Raw genomic sequence first — 14,877 nt, 5'->3', positions numbered from 1 at the left:
AGAATGAACATCGGATCGCCGAACTCTCTTGATCGACATCGGCCGTGGAGGTCGGCGCTCACTCTTCTGCCACGCCAGGTTCACCCGAACCGCCCCTCGGGTCGATGGCGTACCAGGTTCGGGTCGGCGGGGTGGCCGAACATCCGTGGTGTACCTGAACGGCCGACGCGACCGTGTCATGGCCGCACTCGGCGCACCGCCGATGATGTGCTGACCCGGTGACGGGACAACCGATTCCCCGGGCCCTGCGGCGCACCGGGCGCGCCGCACTGCTCGCGGCATGGCTCCTCATCGGCACGACGGCCTGCGGCGCGGGCGACGCGGCGCGTCCGCTCACCCAGGAGGAGGCCCAACGGCTGGCGCTGGCCCGCCTGACGGTGTACGAGACGGGCCCGGCCGCCGTCCGGCTGCGCGTGCCCACCGCCGACGCCGAGGTCAGCGTGGAGGCCGTCGTCGACTACGCGGCCCACCGCGCCAGCGGCAGCTACAGCGCGCTGGGCCACGAGGGCCGGGTCGCCTGGGACCAGGCGACCGTGTCGGTGGCACCGGGAGCCGTGTCGGCGGGGCCTGAGCGGGCGGTGGCCCGCCCGGGCGCGGCCACCCGCTGGTCTCGGCGCCCCTACACCCGCGACCCGCTGGACCGCGCGCTGCGGCTCGTCCTGGCCCTGGGCAGCGACCGGCCCGAGAACGCCCAGCTGCTGGCCCAGTCGGGGCCCAAGTGGCTGGGTGAGAAACGGATCCGGGGCCGCGTCTACACCCTCTTCGCCGGTCCGCGCCCCGCCCGGGTCCCCGAGGGACTGGGCGCGCACACGCCCAACAGCGACAAACCGTCGGGGGCTTCGCCGGTGACGTACTGGGTCGACGCGACGGGCGCGCTCGGCCGTGTGGAGGCCCAGATGGCGAGCGGCGAGGAGCCGATGACGGTCGACTTCACCGGGCGGCACCGCTCGCCGCTGCCGCCCGGGCCATGGCCGTCAGCGACCACGCCGCCGTCGTGACCGGCCCTGGCTTCCCGAACCGGTCGGCAGCGCGTAGGACTGCGTGTCCGGGCGTCCCGGCAGGCCGACGGCAGCACTGGGTGGCGTGGAGAGCGCCCGGGGCATGGACAGCTGCGGCGGCGGGGCGGGCACGATCCGGAAGGACATCCCCGGCGGCGCGGTGACGGCCGGCGCCGAGCCGGGCGCGGGCCACGGCCCGCCGCTGCGGCCGCACGGGGCCGCCTCGGTGAGCTCGGCCGGGGACACCCGGTCCTGTGTGTTGCCGTCGAAGCAGTTGCCGCCCTGGGCCGCGCTGGCGAGCACGAGGTCGGTGCCGTTACCGGTGACCCGGTTGGCGCGTACGGCGTTACGGGCCGCCGGGTAGCCCGCGACATCGGTGAGCAGCACCCCGGCACGGCGGTTCCCGCTGATCAGGTTGTGCTCGACGGCGTTGTCCGTGCCACCGCCGAGGCCGATCCCGATGCCGAAACCGCCGTCGGCCTGCTCGGGGCTGTGGTCGTCGTTGTTGTCGCTGAGGGCGTTGCCGGCGAACACCGCCCGGTGCTGGGGTGCCAGGGCCTCCAGGTCGTTGGAGTTGACGGTCGCCCCGACCCGGTTGCGGCGGGCGGTGTTGCCGAGGACGTACAACTCCTCCGAGGCGTTGGTGACTTCGATGCCGACCGCGTTGTGCTCGACGGTGTTGCGCCGGACCGTGGTGAGACACGGGCGGCACTGGCCCACATAAATACCGGAGTCGGCCTGCCCCGAGGCGTACGAGTCCTCGATGACCCCCTCGCGGGCGTCGAACGCGTAGATGCCGTACAGCGCGTTGTTGTGCGCGGTGATGTACGAGGCCCGGAAGCCCCTGAGCGGTGGGTACGCCTTGGTGTCGAGCCGTTCGTACCCCGCTCCGCCCGCGCCGCCGGTGTGCCGGGACGCGTCGGTCACCCCGGTGAACAGCACGCCGTTGGCCAGGTGGTTGCGGACCGTCAGGTTCTCCACCACCGAGCCCGGCCCCGTGACGGTGACGCCGTTGGCGCGGCGGAACTCCCCGTCGATCACGACGCTGTTGCGGTCCGCGCCGCGCAGCACGACGCGCGGCGCGGCGATGGTGACGCTCTCGCGGTAGACGCCTGGCGCGACCAGGACGAGATCACCCGCCCGGGCGTGATCGACGGCCTGCTGCACGGAACCGTAGTCACGCGGCACACGCAGTGTGGCCCCAGGGCCGCGACCGGGCGGCACCGAGTCGTCCGCCGGACCGGAACACGCCGGAACCAGCAGAAGCAGAGCGGCAGCGACGACCGGGGTCCACCGGCGTCGCCACGGCACGAGGCGAAAGGCAAGGGCGACCATGGGGGCAGGTGTATCGTGCGGAGCGCCGTGAATGCGAACTACGCCCCTTTTTATGATTACTTGCCGTCGGCTGGATACGTACGGTCCGGTCCGCCCGGTGCGGATACGGATGCGGACCCCGGGCCCGAGAGCCGCACCTCCCCCAGGCGCCGCACCCTGCTGGGCGGCCTCGTCGCCATGGGTACGACTGCCACGACGGCCGGTTGCCAGCGGTCACCCACCCGGACTCCTGCCCCGTCCCCCGCGCACGGTCCCGGGCGCACCCCCGCAGGCCACCAGCGGGGCATCGCCGACCCCCAGCCCCCGCACGCGCTGCTGCTCTCGTACGACCTGTGCCCCGGCATCCACGGTCCGGAAGGCCGACGTGCGGTGCGGCGCATGCTCGCGGCCTGGACGCCGATGCTCGGCGACCTCCGGGCCGACGACCGCGACCGCCGGACCGCGACGGTCGGGGTGGGTTCGGGCCTCTTCGCCCGGCTCGGTCTCCACGCACCGGAGGCGTTGCGTGAGCTGCCCGCTTTCGCGGGTGACCGGCTTCGGCCCGAGGCCGGGGGCGGCGATGTGTGTGTCCAGGTCTGCGCCCGCACCCCGGACGCCGTCGGCGAGTTGGGGCGCGCACTGGAGCGGGCGGCGTCGGGTGTGCTGCGTCCGCGTTGGCGTCAGGTGGGTTTCCTCCCGGTGACACGGCCCGGCGAGACACCTCGTAACCTCCTGGGCTTCAAGGACGGTACGGCCAACCCGAGCGTCGCGGAGGCCGCGCGCTGGGTGTGGCTGGGGTCCGGCCCGTATCGCGGTGGCACGTATCTGGTCGTACGGCGCGTCCGCCTGGCGACAGAAGAGTTCGGCGACCTGCCGATCGAACGGCAGGAACGGATCATCGGCCGCCACAAGGCGGGCGGCGGCCCACTCCAGGGCGGCCCGGAGCACGCCGAGGCCGACCTCTTCGCCAAGACACCCCAGGGCCGCTATCTGCTCCCCGCCGACGCCCATGTACGCCTCGCCCACCCGCGCTTCGACGGCGGCGCGCGCATGTTGCGGCGCGGATACTCGTACGACAACGGCCCGGACGACCAGGGCCTGCTCTTTCTCGCCTACCTCAACGATCCGGAGCTGTTCGTCCGCGTCCAGCGCCGCCTGGCGGCCCATGACGCCCTCAACCCGTACATCGAGCACTACGGCTCCGCCGTGTTCTTCGTGCTGCCCGGCGCGAGTGGGAAGGAGGTGTTGGGCAGCACTGTCCTTTGAAATCCTGGCCCACCTAGAGGAAGGCGATTCCCGTCTGTCGCACTATGGTCCGGTGCGGCTCCGGGCGGGTTCCTGTTTCTTCACGCTGTGCCGGGACAAGTCCTGGTCTTATCCGCGCTCCGCAGGCTGTCACGGCCAGTCCGGCCGCCTTGGCGATGTTGACCGCCGCGTTGATGTCTCGGTCCAGGACCGTCCCGCACTCCCGGCACGTCCACTCTCGGACGTGCAGGGGCTTGGGGCCGTCCTTGACGCCGCAGGCCGAGCAGACCTGGGAGGGCGGCTCGAACCGGCCTATGCGCACGAAGGCGCGTCCGTACCGGTCGGCCTTGTAGGCGAGCATGGCCACGAACTGGGACCATCCAGCATCGTGCACGGACTTGGCCAGGCGTGTGCGGGCGAGCCCCTTGACCGCCAGGTCTTCCACCGCGATGGCTTGGTTTTCGCGGATCAGCTTGGTGGAAAGCTGGTGGTGGAACTCACGGCGTGCATCGGCGACCCGTGCGTGAGCACGGGCGAGTGTGATCCGGGCCTTGTTCCTGTTGTTCGATCCTTTTGCCTTGCGGCTGAGGTTGTGCTGTGCGCGCTTGAGGCGCTTCTCAGCGCGGCGCAGGAAGCGCGGGCTGTCGATCTTCCGGCCGTCCGAGAGGACGGCGAAGTGCCCCAGGCCGAGGTCTATGCCGACCTGGGGCGTGACCGGTGTCAGGACTCCTTCCGGGCCGGTCTCCACGATGAACGAAGCGAAGCAACGCCCGGCACTGTCCTTGATCACGGTCACTGTGGTGGGGGTGGACGGCAGCGTGCGCGACCACTTCACCGGCACGTCGCCCACCTTGGGCAGCCGCAGCTTCCCGCCGGGTGTGATCTTCCATCCGGCGTTTGCGGTGAACCGGATCGCCTGCCGAGTGTCCCGCTTGGACTTGAAGCGGGGTGGCCCCATCTTCGGGCGCTTGCCCTTGAGGCCGTCGAAAAATTTCCGGTACGCGCTGTCCAGATCGCGAAGGGACTGCTGGAGGATGACAGAGGAAACTTCACCCAGCCATGCCCGCTCCGGGGTTTTCTTCGACGCCGTGAGCCGCTTGGAAAGATCAGCGGAGGTGACGAACGGCAGCCCGGTGACGCGGGCGTCCTCACGGACGCGCAACGCGTCGTTGAAGACCACCCGCGCACACCCGAACGCCCTGGCCAGCGCCGAGAGCTGAGGACCGTTCGGATACAGGCGGAACCCGTACCTGAGCTGCATAGCAATCACCATACATACGTGGTTCATGTCACCACGCTGGAACCCTAATCCCGATGTACGCACCAGCCGTCACGTCATCCACAACCTGCATGTCCACTTGGTTTTCGTCACGAAGTACCGACGCAAGACCACGAGAGACGCCATGCTGACGCGCTGTGAAGAGATCATGCGGGAGGTATGCGACGACTTCGAGGCCGAGATGAAGCAGTTCAACGGCGAGGACGACCACGTACATCTCCTCGTGCACTACCCGCCTAAAATCCAGCTCTCCAAGCTGGTCAACTCCCTCAAAGGCTTCTCTGCCCGGCTGCTGCGCGAGGAGTACGACGCGCACGTGCGCCGGCACCTGTGGGGCGGGCACTTCCGGTCCGGCTCCTACTTCGCCGGAAGCTGCGGCGGAGCACCCCCGACCGTCGTGAAGCAGTACATCGAAAACCAGAAGCGCCCCGCGAGCTGAGGCGAACAGTACCCACCCGTGCTCATGCACCGGTCAGAGCAATTCTGAGATAGCCCCCACCCCCGGCGTAATCGCCGGAGCACTGGCCAAAATCAAAGGTAGACGGACGCGCGCGCACTACGGTGAGGCGCATGCCCGGATTCTCGGTGAGGGACTTCTACGACGAACTGGCCGCCGACTACCACCTGATCTTCCAGGACTGGGACGCGAGCATGGCGTACCAGGCGAAGGTGTTGGACGGGCTCATTCGGTTACGACCCGGGGCGGGGCCACCGACGATTCTGGACTGCTCCTGCGGGATCGGCACCCAGGCGATCGGGCTCGCCCTGGGCGGGCACCGGGTCGTCGGCAGCGACCTGAGCCCCGTGGCCACCGCCCACGCCGCCGCCCACGCGGCAACCCGTGGCGTACAACTCCCGCTGGCAGCAGCGGACATGCGAGCTCTGCCGTTCAGACCGTCCTCCTTCGACGTCGTCATCTGCGCCGACAACGCGCTGCCGCACCTGCTCTCCCCCGAGGAGGTTCGGACGGCCCTGCTCGATATGCGACGCGTACTGCGGGACGACGGGCTGCTCGTGCTCACCATCCGGGCGTACGACGAAGCCCGGCAGACCCACCCCACGGCGGCCCCTCCCCAGGTCTCGCAGACCGCCGACGGCGAGGTGATCACTTTCCAGCTGTGGCACTGGCACGAGGACGGCGAGCGCTACGACCTGGAGCACTTCCAGCTCCTCCCTGCGGGAGACACCTGGAACGTACGCGTGCGCCGGACCACGTATTGGGCGCTGACACAGGGGCAGTTGACGGAATTCGTGACCGAGGCGGGCTTCACGGACATCACCTGGCACACCCCGGCTGCCAGCGGGTTCTACCAACCCGTCCTCACCGCGATTCCGACTACATTGCCCCGCTCTGTGACGTGACCGTGACCGTGACCGGAAACATGGCTTCCGTCACAGCCACCCCGGTCCAGAACTGATCGACTCGACCCATGCGTAGCCCCCTTTCCACCTCCGCCGCCGTCACTGCCGTCGGCGTTCTACTGCTCACGGCATGCGGGACGCAGAGTGCCGGTTCGCAGCACGGCACTTCGCCTCGACCTGAGGCCGCTCCCTATGCGGAAAAGGACGGAGTCAAGGTCACCGACTGGAACCCGGACACACAACGCGCCGAGTTCGAGGCCACCAACCGCGAGTCGGAGCCGTCCACTTACACCGTCGGCTTCGCGTTGCGGACGGATTCCGGTGAGGGGTTGGGCGAGGCCAGGCAGACAGTGTCGGCCGTGAAGCCCGGCCAGACCGTAAAGAGCAGCGTCACCGTGAGCGACCTCCACGGGCTCCCCTCACGTGCGCACCGTGTGGCCCACGTGAAGATCGCCCGGGTGCGGAGCGTCCCCACCGCCGAAGACTCCTCCAGTGGGGGAACCTGCCCGCCCTCGGGAGTACGTGTGTACGCCGATGAGGGCGATGCCGCGATGGGGCTCCGGGTCATCGGTCTGCACCTGGAGAACTGCGGCACACAGACCCGTCGGCTCAACGGCTACCCGAACGTCCAACTCCTCGACGAGGCCCACAAGCCCGTCGACGGAGTGAAGGTCCTCCAGGGCGGCAGCTCCATTGCCACCGGCACCGGGGCCGACGGCGTCCCGCAGCCACTGGCGCTGAAACCCGGCGAGCGGGCGTATGCCGGGCTGGTGTGGCGCAACACCGTCGAGGCCGGGGTCGGCGATCCGGTCAACGCCCCCTATGTCAGGGTGCGGGCGAATCCCGGCGATGCCCCGATGATGGTGATCCCCGAACTCGACCTCGGGACCACGGGCAAGGTCGGCGTCGGCCCCTGGAAGAGGGATTCAGGGCGCTGACGCGTCGGGCCAGGCCGCCATCGCGAGGTCGACCATGCTCTCCAGGGTCGCCCGGTCCACCCCGTCGCAGGCCTGGGTGTCCATGCCCTGGATGACGGCCGCGTAGAACGTGGCGAGGGCGTGGGCGTCGACGCTGTCGGGGAGGCGTCCCGCTGCCACGTCGGCGGTGATCTTCTCCTCGATGGCGCGCTTGGTGCCTTCGCGGATGGCGCGCAGCTCCGCCTTGACGTCCTCGGCGGCCGGGGTGCAGTTGGTGGCCCCGTTGATGACGAAGCAGCCCGGCGGGTGGCTCGGGTCGGTGTAGTCGGCGGCGGCGAACCGCAGCACGCCTTCGACGGCGCCCCGCGCGGTGGGCTCGTCGAGGGCGCGGGCGCCGTGGCTGCCGTGCGTACGCCCGTAGAGCTGGACGGCTTCGCTGAACAGCTGCCGTTTGTCGCCGAAAGCGGCGTAGAGGCTGGGCGGATTGATCCCCATGGCCTTGGTGAGCATGGCGACCGAGGTCGTCTCGTAACCGTGCCGCCAGAACTCGGTGAGCGCGGTCTCCAGCGCCTTGTCGCGGTCGAAGGAGCGGCGCGGCCGCCGCCCGGTGGTCCGCTCGGTGGTGGTCATGGCATGAGTCTAACCCTCTTGTAGCGATCGCTAAAGAAGTGCTGCTAGTGTCGCGGTATCGCTTGCCTTAGCGATCGCTAAAGCAAGGTCTATGTGAGCTACGCCTGCGCGATACGAACCTGCGCGATACCAACCACCAGACAGGGGACCGTCATGCCCGTTTTCACGCTGCCCGAGCCGGCTCTCGCCCGTACCGTTCGCGGTGCGGGATCCGGGCAACCGGGGTTGCTGCTCGCACACGGTGCCGGTGGTGGCATCGAGGCCAACTATGGGCCGATCCTCGACGGCCTGGCCGCCGGGCGGACGGTGGTCGGGGCGGACTTCCCGGGTTCCGGCGCGACGCCGCGTTCGACGGAACCCCTCGAACTGGACGTGCTGGCCGACCAGTTGGTCGCGGCGGCGGACGCCGAGGGCCTGGAGACCTTCGCCGTCTCCGGGTACTCGCTCGGCGGGCCGGTCGCGATCCGGGCCGCCACCCGCCACCCGGAGCGGGTGACCGCGCTGGTCCTGACGGCGACCTTCGCGCACGCCGACACCAAGTTCGACCTGGCGGCGTCGGTCTGGCGGCAGCTGTGCGAGTCCGGCGACCGCCTCCTGCTGGCCGAGTTCTCCACACTGATGGCGTTCGGCACGTCCGCCCTCAACGCGTTCACCCCCGCCCAGGTGCGGGCCGCCGCCGAAGCACTCGCCGAGTCCGTCCCGCCGGGCACCCCGGACCACATCGAGCTCGCCCGCCGGATCGACGTACGCGCCGACCTGGCCGCCCTCACGATCCCGACCCTGCTGATCACCACCACCGCCGACCCACTGGTCCCGCTCTCCCTCCAGGAAGAACTCGCCGACACCATCCCCGGCGTCCACCGCGCGGACCTCGCCACCGGCCATCTGCCGTTCGCCGAACGCCCGGAGGAGTGGCTGCGGCTCATCACCACGTTCCTGGACGCGCAGGCGCAGGGGTAAGGCCGTGGACCCGGGCAGCATTGCGGGCTACTCGGCGTCTTCGAGCTGATGCTCGGCCCAGACGTAGCTTTCGGGCAGCAGGTCGGCGATGGAGACGGTACGCAGGCGGTCGCGCGCGCCGACGATGACCTCGATGTCCGGGAAGTAGTCGAGCAGCACCTGGCGGCATCGGCCGCACGGGGGAACAACCCCCCGGTCGCGATCGCCCACGGCGACGATCGTGTCCAGTTCGTAAGCGCCCTGGGCGGCCGCCGTGCCGAGCAGGACGAGCTCGGCGCAGGGGCCACCGGTGAAGTGGTAGACGTTCACCGCCGTGACGATCCGCCCGTCCCGGGCGCGGCCCGCCGCCGCCATGGTGTGGTTGTCGCCCCGGCAACGGGTGCGGGCGATGTCGGCTGCGGCCTGGACGAGTTCGTGGTCGACGTCGCGGATGTCGTCGACCTGGTGGGTCTGCGAGGTCATGTTCCTGCCTTCGTACGGTGTGAGGTGGGGTTGGCCCGGACAGGCTCTAGCCTGGTACACCATGTGGCCACGAATCGACGGACTGCGGGTGATGGAGCTCGGCACGCCGGGCGGCTTCCGGGACGAGCTCAATGCTCTCGTGGTGGCGGGGAAGAAGCGCGGTACGGCCGGGCTCCTCGACGAGTACCGGACCGAGGGCGAGGAGATCGAGCACGTCGGCGAGCGGCTGGTCGTGGTCGACGACGTAGGTGAGCGGGTGGTCGACATTGTGGTGACCGGGGTGGAGATCTGCCGGTTCGGCGAGGTGAGTTGGGGGTTCGCCGACAGCGAGGGCGAGGGGTTCCGGTCCGTCGAGGAGTGGCGTGAGGGACATGCCCGGTACTGGGGTGCGCAGGGGATCGAGGTCGACCCCGACACGCGGATCATGTGCCTGAGCTTCCGGGTGGCGGACTGAGCGACGGGCGGGGGGCGACGGCGGGCGGCCGATGTCTGGCGGCGCCCGAGTCGACCCCGGCCCGGCGTTAGCGTCCATCAACTCGCCGCCACGCTCATCAAGTTGGTCCAGGCCAATTTGGTACAGACCTCTTGCGTCTTGGTCTAGTCCAATGCCAACCTTCTTCAAGTCGCGCCGCGCCGCGTCGAGCCGCACGACGTGCGCGCGTCCCCCGTCACGCGAAGGAGCCCCCCATGGCCCCCATGCCCGCACCGCGCACCACCGCCTGCCTCGGCGTACTCGGCGTCGCCTCCGCCGCGCTGCTCGCCGTCGCCACCTCCCCCGCGTCCGCGCACGGGGCGGTGTTCAACCCGGTGAGCCGGATCGCCGCCTGCTACGCGGAAGGTCCCGAGACCCCCAAGTCCCAGGTCTGCAAGGACCTGGTGGCCGACTCCGGCACCCAGCCGCTGTACGACTGGAACGAGGTGAACATCGCCAATGCCGACGGTCATCACCAACAGCTCATCCCTGACGGGAAGTTGTGCTCGGCGAACCGGGAGAAGTACCGCGCGCTCGACTGGGCCCGTACCGACTGGCCCGCCACCAACGTCGCCGCGGGCTCGTTCGACTTCAAGTTCCGGGTCACGGCGCCCCATTCGGGCACGATGACCCTGTACATCACCAAGGACGGATTCGACCCGACGCACCCCCTGAAGTGGTCCGACCTCGACCCGACGCCGGTCGCCACGTACCAGACGGGCCGGACGGCCACCGACGGCTACTACAACTTCACCGGCACGCTGCCCGCCCGTACCGGACGGCACGTCGTCTACAAGATCTGGCAGCGCAACGACAGCCCCGAGGCGTTCTACAGCTGCTCGGACGTGGTGTACGGACAGAGAGTCGCCGCGGCGAAGGCGGCGCCCGCCGCGCCCACCGAGCAGCACATCGCGGCCGACGCGACCAAGTCCACCGTCAGCCACCACGGGCACGGCGGCGGCAAGCCGAGCGCCGACTCCTTCATGGCCTCCTCGGTGGCGCAGCCCGTCGCCGCGGTCTCCCTCGCGGGCGTCGTCACCAGCGGGTTCCTGCTGCTGCGCCGCCGACGCAACCAGTAGCCGTACAGCGCTCCTCCGGTGGGCCGGGGGTGGCCGCCAGATGACCAACAGATGAACTCGATCGCCTCCCGGCCGGACGTCTACAGACATGTAGTACGTTCTCGCGGGGAGAGGCCTGAAGTCATGTCAGTACGCCTCAGTGCGCCTTCGCGCGCACCCTCCGACCAGATCCGGTACCGCAAAGCTGAGGGTGTGCGATGTCCCTGACCTACCCGGAGTCCATCGGCGTGGGCCTGCTGCAAGGTGTCACCGAGCTCTTTCCCGTCTCCAGCCTGGGTCACAGCATCCTGATCCCGGCCCTGATCGGCGGCAGCGTCCAGAAGGACCTGGACATCACGGCCGACAAGTCGCCCTACCTCGCCGTGCTGGTGGGCCTGCACCTGGCCACCGCACTGGCGCTGGTGGTCTTCTTCCGCAAGGACTGGGTGCGCGTGGTCGGCGGACTGTTCAGTTCCATACGTACGCGCCGGGTCGAGACCAGCGAGCAGAAGCTGGCGTGGCTGCTGATCGTGGGCACCATTCCGGTCGGTGTGGTGGGCCTGGTCGCCGAGCACGCGCTGCGCGCCGCGCTCGGCAAGCCGGTGCCGTCCGCGGTGTTCCTCGCGCTCAACGGCTTCGTACTGCTCGGCGCGGAACGGCTCAAGCGGGGCGGTGGTGGTCGGCGCCGAGCCGGCGCGCAGGTCGCGCACACCCCCGGCGTCGACCCCGACATCGCGTCCGACCACCGTATCTCCAAGCTGAGTTACCGTCAGGGCACCTGGATCGGCGCCGCGCAGATCCTCGCCCTGCTGCCCGGTATCAGCCGCTCCGGCGTCACCATGAGCACCGGCATCCTGCGCGGCCTCAACCACGAGGACGCGGCCCGCTTCTCCTTCCTCCTGGCCACCCCGGTCATCCTGGCCGCCTCCGCACTCAAACTGCCCGAGCTCCTCAAGCCGGAGAACGCGGGCGTCCGCGGCCCCCTGGTGGCCGGCTCGATCGCGGCCTTCGCGGCGGGCTACATCTCGGTCAAGTTCCTCACCAAGTACTTCGAAAGCCGCAGCCTGACGCCGTTCGCCGTGTACTGCATGCTGGCGGGGGTCGGCAGCGCTGTGTATCTGAGCATGTGAGACCCGGCGCCTTCGGGCGCGGGAAATGCCGTTGCCCGAGTGGGTCCGGCCAGCGATGCTGGGCCCGTGCCGGGACAGCGGAAGAGGAAGCGTCAGCAGAAGGCCGAGCGGCAGCGGGCTGTCGATCGGTTCGCCCCTGAAGCGGGTCGGTGGGAAGTGCTCTACCGGACTCAGGACGAGGCGGAATGGCAGGCATACGTCCAGCATCTCCGCGCGACGGACAAGAGCATTGACTGGACGATGGTCCGCGTGGACACCTTCTGTGGACGGCTGGTGCAGCCGACCACCTATCGGCTGAGCGTGTTCGTACCGAGCCCCGAGCAAACTGACGGTGGTCTGGCCGCCTCCGACGACTGATCAGGCGTCCGGAGTCCTACGAGCGACGGTTAGGGTCTGGGCCATGTCTGCTGCCCCTGAGCCCGCGCCCGCACCCACCCTTCGCCCCGCGACCCGCGCCGACCTGCCCGTCGTGCTCGCGCTCCTCGCCGACGAGGAGCGCGTGGTGGACCCGGCGACGATCACCGTCGGGGAGGCGTACGAGCGTGCCTTCGCGGCGATCGACGCCGACCCCCGCAACGAACTGCTGGTCCTGGTCGAAGAAGCCGACGGTCAGGGAGGCGGCGGCACAGTCGTGGGCTGCCTTCAAGCAACGTACATCCCCGGGCTCGGCAAGGGTGGTGCCGAGCGGGCCCTCATCGAGGCGGTGCGGATCCGCGCGGACCGGCGCGGCGGCGGGCTCGGCCGAACCCTGATGGAGTGCGTGGTCGCGCGGGCACGCGCGCGTGGCTGCGGTCTTGTCCAGCTGACCAGCAACAAGAGCCGTGAGGACGCCCACCGCTTCTACACCTCGCTCGGCTTCGCCCGCAGCTACGAAGGGTTCAAGCTCGCCCTCTAGATCGCGCTCTTTGTCATCCCCCCCGCCCGGTGCCCGATCTTCGGACACCCCAGCGCCGTAAATCGATCAACTGGAGTTCTTCCGCGCGTACTCACCGGTAGATACAGTTCCGCCGTTCCCCGCCCCCACAGTCCGATCAACTGGAGCTGTCCCATGCGCGTGCCCCGAACCCTTCCCGCTCTGACCGCCGTTGCCGCAGGTGCCGTACTGGTTGCCGGCACGGTGGTGCAGGCCCCCGTCGCGCGCGCCGCGACCGGTGGTTCGACGCTGTCCGTGTTCGCCTGGAACGTCGACCTGGGTACGGCCGCCGTCGACTCGGTGGAGAACGAGAAGGCCGCCCAGCGCACTCCGGTGATCGAGTCGATCATCCGGCAGCACAGCGCGGACGTCGTGGTCCTCGACGAGTTGTTCAACCACTCCTCGACCGACGACATCTCCGCCAAGCTCGCCGACCTCTACCCCTACCGCACCCCCGTGATCGGCCAGACCTGTTCCGGCGGTGGGTGGACCGGGATCAGCGGCAACTGCTCCAACTCGTGGTTCGTCATCAACGGCGGCACGATGATCCTCTCCAAGTACCCGATCACCGCCCAGTACGCGCACATCTTCAACAACTCCACCTCCGGCACCTGGGACTACAACGCCAACAAGGGCGCGGTGCTCGCCCAGATCGACAAGGGCGGCACCAAGACCTGGGTGGTGGGCACCCACCTCCAGGCCGACCAGTCCAACACCTCCACCGACACCACCCAGGCCACCCGCCTCGCGCAGCTCGGCGAGATACGCGACTGGACCAACGGGATCGTCGGCGCCACCGCACCCGTCCTCATCGGCGGTGACCTCAACGTCGAGTACACCCACGGCCAGTCGCGCGGCGACTACGCCAACGCGCAGGCCGCGGTGGGCGGTTCGCTCAACACCACGACCCAGCCGTCACCCACCACCATGGACTGCGCGGTCTCGGCCTGGTGCCAGTACATGGCGGACGTCGAGACGTTCCCCAAGGACTACCGGGACAACCTGGACTACCTCGGCTACCTCAACGCCCCCGGCCGCCCCGTCCCGCTGGCGCTTCCCCAGGTCACCGCCGACTTCGACCCCCAGGCGGGCTGGACGCCGGGGCAGCTCGACACCCGCTCCCCCAGCGACCACTACCCGGTTGAGGCGACGTTCCAGCTCGGCTGAGCGCCCAACGTCAGATCAGTAGCTGACGATGTGTAAGTACACGCCCGGGTCGTCGCCGACCCGGGCGTTGGTCGCCGTATGTGCGGGGCCGGGCTACGCCGACACACCCGGTGCGGTCGAGGCCGTGGGCCACGCCTCGGACGCCAACCGGTCGATGTGTCGAGGGACGGTCACCGCGGCCGCGAGATGCAACTCGATGATGTCGCGGGCGGTGGGCCACTCGTCGTCCAGGATCGAGTAGAACGCGGTGTTGCGGACCACACCGTCCAACCCCCGCGAGTGGGCCCGGCGGACGCCCTCGCAGGTGGCACCCAGCCGCTCTATGGCGGCGCGCGAGCGCACATTGCGGGCGTCGGCGCGGAACGAGATCCGGCGGACTCCCCAGGTCTCGAAGGCGTGGCGCAGCATCAGCAGCTTCGCCTCGGTGTTGATGCCGGTGCCCTGGGCGCGGGCGGCGAGCCACGTGTTGCCGACTTCAGCGGCGTCCGGCACGGCGGTGGCCGGATCGCCGTACGGGATACCCGGTACGGGCGGCCAGACCATCGGGCCCTGCCAGTGGTCGAGCTCCAGGAAGCGGGTGCAACCCACCACCCGCCCGTCCGCGGCACTGACGACCGCGAAGGGCAGTGCCCGTCCCACCGCCTGCTCGGCGAGGGCGCGGTCGACATACCCGCGGGCCGCGTCGAGGCCGTGGGGTACGGGGGTGAAGGCGTAGGTCGTACGGTCCTCGGCGGCCTCGGCCAGGGCCTCGGCATGGTGCATGGCGAGTGGCTCAAGGCGGGTCATACGGCCGGTGAGAACGACGGGTGCGGCCACGGGCGTTCGGTCCTTCGGAAATCGGAGTGGCTGCCTGCCACCGGAGTCCCGGTGCGATGGCGGTGACCCAGCATGCGCCAACGGCCCGGTTCGGCGGGGAACGGAAAGGTAAAGATCAGGAAATCCGCAGGTGAAAGGACGTCTCCGGCCGCCC

The 14,877-nt window shown here is 69.7% G+C and carries 17 protein-coding genes; 12 read left to right on the top strand and 5 right to left on the bottom strand.

Annotated elements, in window-relative coordinates; all coding sequences use genetic code 11:
• Window positions 1-218: 218 nt before the first annotated feature.
• Window positions 219-998 carry a hypothetical protein gene (locus BG418_RS02895; protein ID WP_188272033.1) on the top strand — a complete coding sequence of 260 codons (780 nt, stop codon included), beginning with the start codon at window positions 219-221 and terminating at the stop codon, window positions 996-998.
• On the opposite strand, the gene BG418_RS02890 is transcribed toward BG418_RS02895, so the two are convergent.
• Window positions 975-2,186: a right-handed parallel beta-helix repeat-containing protein gene (locus BG418_RS02890; protein WP_317453476.1), complete on the bottom strand. Its 1,212-nt coding sequence runs from the start codon at window positions 2,184-2,186 to the stop codon at window positions 975-977. The genes BG418_RS02895 and BG418_RS02890 overlap by 24 nt on opposite strands.
• 207 nt (window positions 2,187-2,393) lie before the next feature.
• On the opposite strand from BG418_RS02890, the gene BG418_RS02885 reads away from it, so the two are divergent.
• Window positions 2,394-3,578, top strand: a complete 1,185-nt coding sequence (locus tag BG418_RS02885; protein WP_223184224.1) for a Dyp-type peroxidase — start codon at window positions 2,394-2,396, stop codon at window positions 3,576-3,578.
• 13 nt (window positions 3,579-3,591) lie between these two features.
• On the opposite strand, the gene BG418_RS02880 is transcribed toward BG418_RS02885, so the two are convergent.
• Window positions 3,592-4,818, bottom strand: a complete 1,227-nt coding sequence (locus BG418_RS02880; RefSeq protein ID WP_188272031.1) for an RNA-guided endonuclease TnpB family protein — start codon at window positions 4,816-4,818, stop codon at window positions 3,592-3,594.
• A gap of 25 nt (window positions 4,819-4,843) precedes the next feature.
• Here BG418_RS02880 and tnpA point away from each other — a divergent pair, with 25 nt between their 5' ends.
• The 3 genes from tnpA to BG418_RS02865 all read left to right on the top strand — a co-directional run bounded on the left by tnpA (window position 4,844) and on the right by BG418_RS02865 (window position 7,136).
• Window positions 4,844-5,275: an IS200/IS605 family transposase gene (gene tnpA / locus BG418_RS02875; RefSeq protein ID WP_188272030.1), complete on the top strand. Its 432-nt coding sequence runs from the start codon at window positions 4,844-4,846 to the stop codon at window positions 5,273-5,275.
• Between the two features lie 131 nt (window positions 5,276-5,406).
• The gene (locus BG418_RS02870) at window positions 5,407-6,198 is read left to right on the top strand and encodes a class I SAM-dependent methyltransferase (RefSeq protein WP_188272029.1); all 792 of its coding nucleotides are present in this window, start codon (window positions 5,407-5,409) and stop codon (window positions 6,196-6,198) included.
• A 68-nt stretch (window positions 6,199-6,266) separates the two neighbouring features.
• Entirely contained in the window at window positions 6,267-7,136 is an 870-nt protein-coding gene (locus BG418_RS02865) for a DUF4232 domain-containing protein (protein WP_188272028.1), read from the top strand.
• Here BG418_RS02865 and BG418_RS02860 read toward each other — a convergent pair.
• Window positions 7,125-7,745 (bottom strand): TetR/AcrR family transcriptional regulator, encoded by a 621-nt coding sequence (locus tag BG418_RS02860; protein WP_188272027.1) that lies wholly within the window; start codon window positions 7,743-7,745, stop codon window positions 7,125-7,127. The genes BG418_RS02865 and BG418_RS02860 overlap by 12 nt on opposite strands.
• Before the next feature lie 153 nt (window positions 7,746-7,898).
• Here BG418_RS02860 and BG418_RS02855 point away from each other — a divergent pair, with 153 nt between their 5' ends.
• Complete coding sequence (locus tag BG418_RS02855; protein WP_188272026.1) at window positions 7,899-8,705, top strand: alpha/beta fold hydrolase; 807 nt, start codon at window positions 7,899-7,901, stop codon at window positions 8,703-8,705.
• 27 nt (window positions 8,706-8,732) lie between these two features.
• Here the strand turns inward: BG418_RS02855 and BG418_RS02850 are convergent, their stop codons facing one another.
• A complete protein-coding gene (locus BG418_RS02850; protein ID WP_188272025.1) occupies window positions 8,733-9,167 on the bottom strand; it encodes a cytidine deaminase in 435 nt (144 codons plus the stop codon).
• Between the two features lie 61 nt (window positions 9,168-9,228).
• Between BG418_RS02850 and BG418_RS02845 the strand changes: the two genes are divergently transcribed.
• The 6 genes from BG418_RS02845 to BG418_RS02820 all read left to right on the top strand — a co-directional run bounded on the left by BG418_RS02845 (window position 9,229) and on the right by BG418_RS02820 (window position 13,907).
• Complete coding sequence (locus tag BG418_RS02845) at window positions 9,229-9,621, top strand: ASCH domain-containing protein (RefSeq protein ID WP_188272024.1); 393 nt, start codon at window positions 9,229-9,231, stop codon at window positions 9,619-9,621.
• A 233-nt stretch (window positions 9,622-9,854) separates the two neighbouring features.
• Window positions 9,855-10,718, top strand: a complete 864-nt coding sequence (locus BG418_RS02840) for a lytic polysaccharide monooxygenase (RefSeq protein ID WP_317453475.1) — start codon at window positions 9,855-9,857, stop codon at window positions 10,716-10,718.
• Window positions 10,719-10,915: 197 nt separating this feature from the next.
• Window positions 10,916-11,827 carry an undecaprenyl-diphosphate phosphatase gene (locus tag BG418_RS02835; protein ID WP_188272023.1) on the top strand — a complete coding sequence of 304 codons (912 nt, stop codon included), beginning with the start codon at window positions 10,916-10,918 and terminating at the stop codon, window positions 11,825-11,827.
• A gap of 156 nt (window positions 11,828-11,983) precedes the next feature.
• Window positions 11,984-12,184 (top strand): hypothetical protein, encoded by a 201-nt coding sequence (locus BG418_RS02830; RefSeq protein WP_223184223.1) that lies wholly within the window; start codon window positions 11,984-11,986, stop codon window positions 12,182-12,184.
• 43 nt (window positions 12,185-12,227) lie between these two features.
• Window positions 12,228-12,722, top strand: a complete 495-nt coding sequence (locus BG418_RS02825; RefSeq protein ID WP_188272021.1) for a GNAT family N-acetyltransferase — start codon at window positions 12,228-12,230, stop codon at window positions 12,720-12,722.
• 153 nt (window positions 12,723-12,875) lie between these two features.
• Window positions 12,876-13,907 (top strand): sphingomyelin phosphodiesterase, encoded by a 1,032-nt coding sequence (locus BG418_RS02820; RefSeq protein ID WP_188272020.1) that lies wholly within the window; start codon window positions 12,876-12,878, stop codon window positions 13,905-13,907.
• A 93-nt stretch (window positions 13,908-14,000) separates the two neighbouring features.
• Here BG418_RS02820 and BG418_RS02815 read toward each other — a convergent pair whose 3' ends face one another.
• Window positions 14,001-14,723, bottom strand: a complete 723-nt coding sequence (locus tag BG418_RS02815; RefSeq protein ID WP_188272019.1) for a GNAT family N-acetyltransferase — start codon at window positions 14,721-14,723, stop codon at window positions 14,001-14,003.
• Window positions 14,724-14,877: the final 154 nt, after the last annotated feature.

It is taken from the genome of Streptomyces sp. CBMA152 (assembly GCF_014596475.1).
Classification (GTDB): Bacteria; Actinomycetota; Actinomycetes; order Streptomycetales; family Streptomycetaceae; genus Streptomyces.
The sequence above is the reverse complement of the archived record's forward strand: the minus strand, read 5'-3'. Positions and strand labels throughout refer to the sequence as shown.

What these genes read in the sequence shown, in the direction of transcription:
- BG418_RS02880 (WP_188272031.1), bottom strand. Translation starts at nt 4,818, where the DNA reads ATGCAGCTCAGGTACGGGTTCCGCCTGTATCCGAACGGTCCTCAGCTC.
- tnpA (WP_188272030.1), top strand. Translation starts at nt 4,844, where the DNA reads ATGTCACCACGCTGGAACCCTAATCCCGATGTACGCACCAGCCGTCAC.
- BG418_RS02870 (WP_188272029.1), top strand. Translation starts at nt 5,407, where the DNA reads ATGCCCGGATTCTCGGTGAGGGACTTCTACGACGAACTGGCCGCCGAC.
- BG418_RS02865 (WP_188272028.1), top strand. Translation starts at nt 6,267, where the DNA reads ATGCGTAGCCCCCTTTCCACCTCCGCCGCCGTCACTGCCGTCGGCGTT.
- BG418_RS02860 (WP_188272027.1), bottom strand. Translation starts at nt 7,745, where the DNA reads ATGACCACCACCGAGCGGACCACCGGGCGGCGGCCGCGCCGCTCCTTC.
- BG418_RS02855 (WP_188272026.1), top strand. Translation starts at nt 7,899, where the DNA reads ATGCCCGTTTTCACGCTGCCCGAGCCGGCTCTCGCCCGTACCGTTCGC.
- BG418_RS02850 (WP_188272025.1), bottom strand. Translation starts at nt 9,167, where the DNA reads ATGACCTCGCAGACCCACCAGGTCGACGACATCCGCGACGTCGACCAC.
- BG418_RS02845 (WP_188272024.1), top strand. Translation starts at nt 9,229, where the DNA reads ATGTGGCCACGAATCGACGGACTGCGGGTGATGGAGCTCGGCACGCCG.
- BG418_RS02840 (WP_317453475.1), top strand. Translation starts at nt 9,855, where the DNA reads ATGGCCCCCATGCCCGCACCGCGCACCACCGCCTGCCTCGGCGTACTC.
- BG418_RS02835 (WP_188272023.1), top strand. Translation starts at nt 10,916, where the DNA reads ATGTCCCTGACCTACCCGGAGTCCATCGGCGTGGGCCTGCTGCAAGGT.
- BG418_RS02825 (WP_188272021.1), top strand. Translation starts at nt 12,228, where the DNA reads ATGTCTGCTGCCCCTGAGCCCGCGCCCGCACCCACCCTTCGCCCCGCG.
- BG418_RS02820 (WP_188272020.1), top strand. Translation starts at nt 12,876, where the DNA reads ATGCGCGTGCCCCGAACCCTTCCCGCTCTGACCGCCGTTGCCGCAGGT.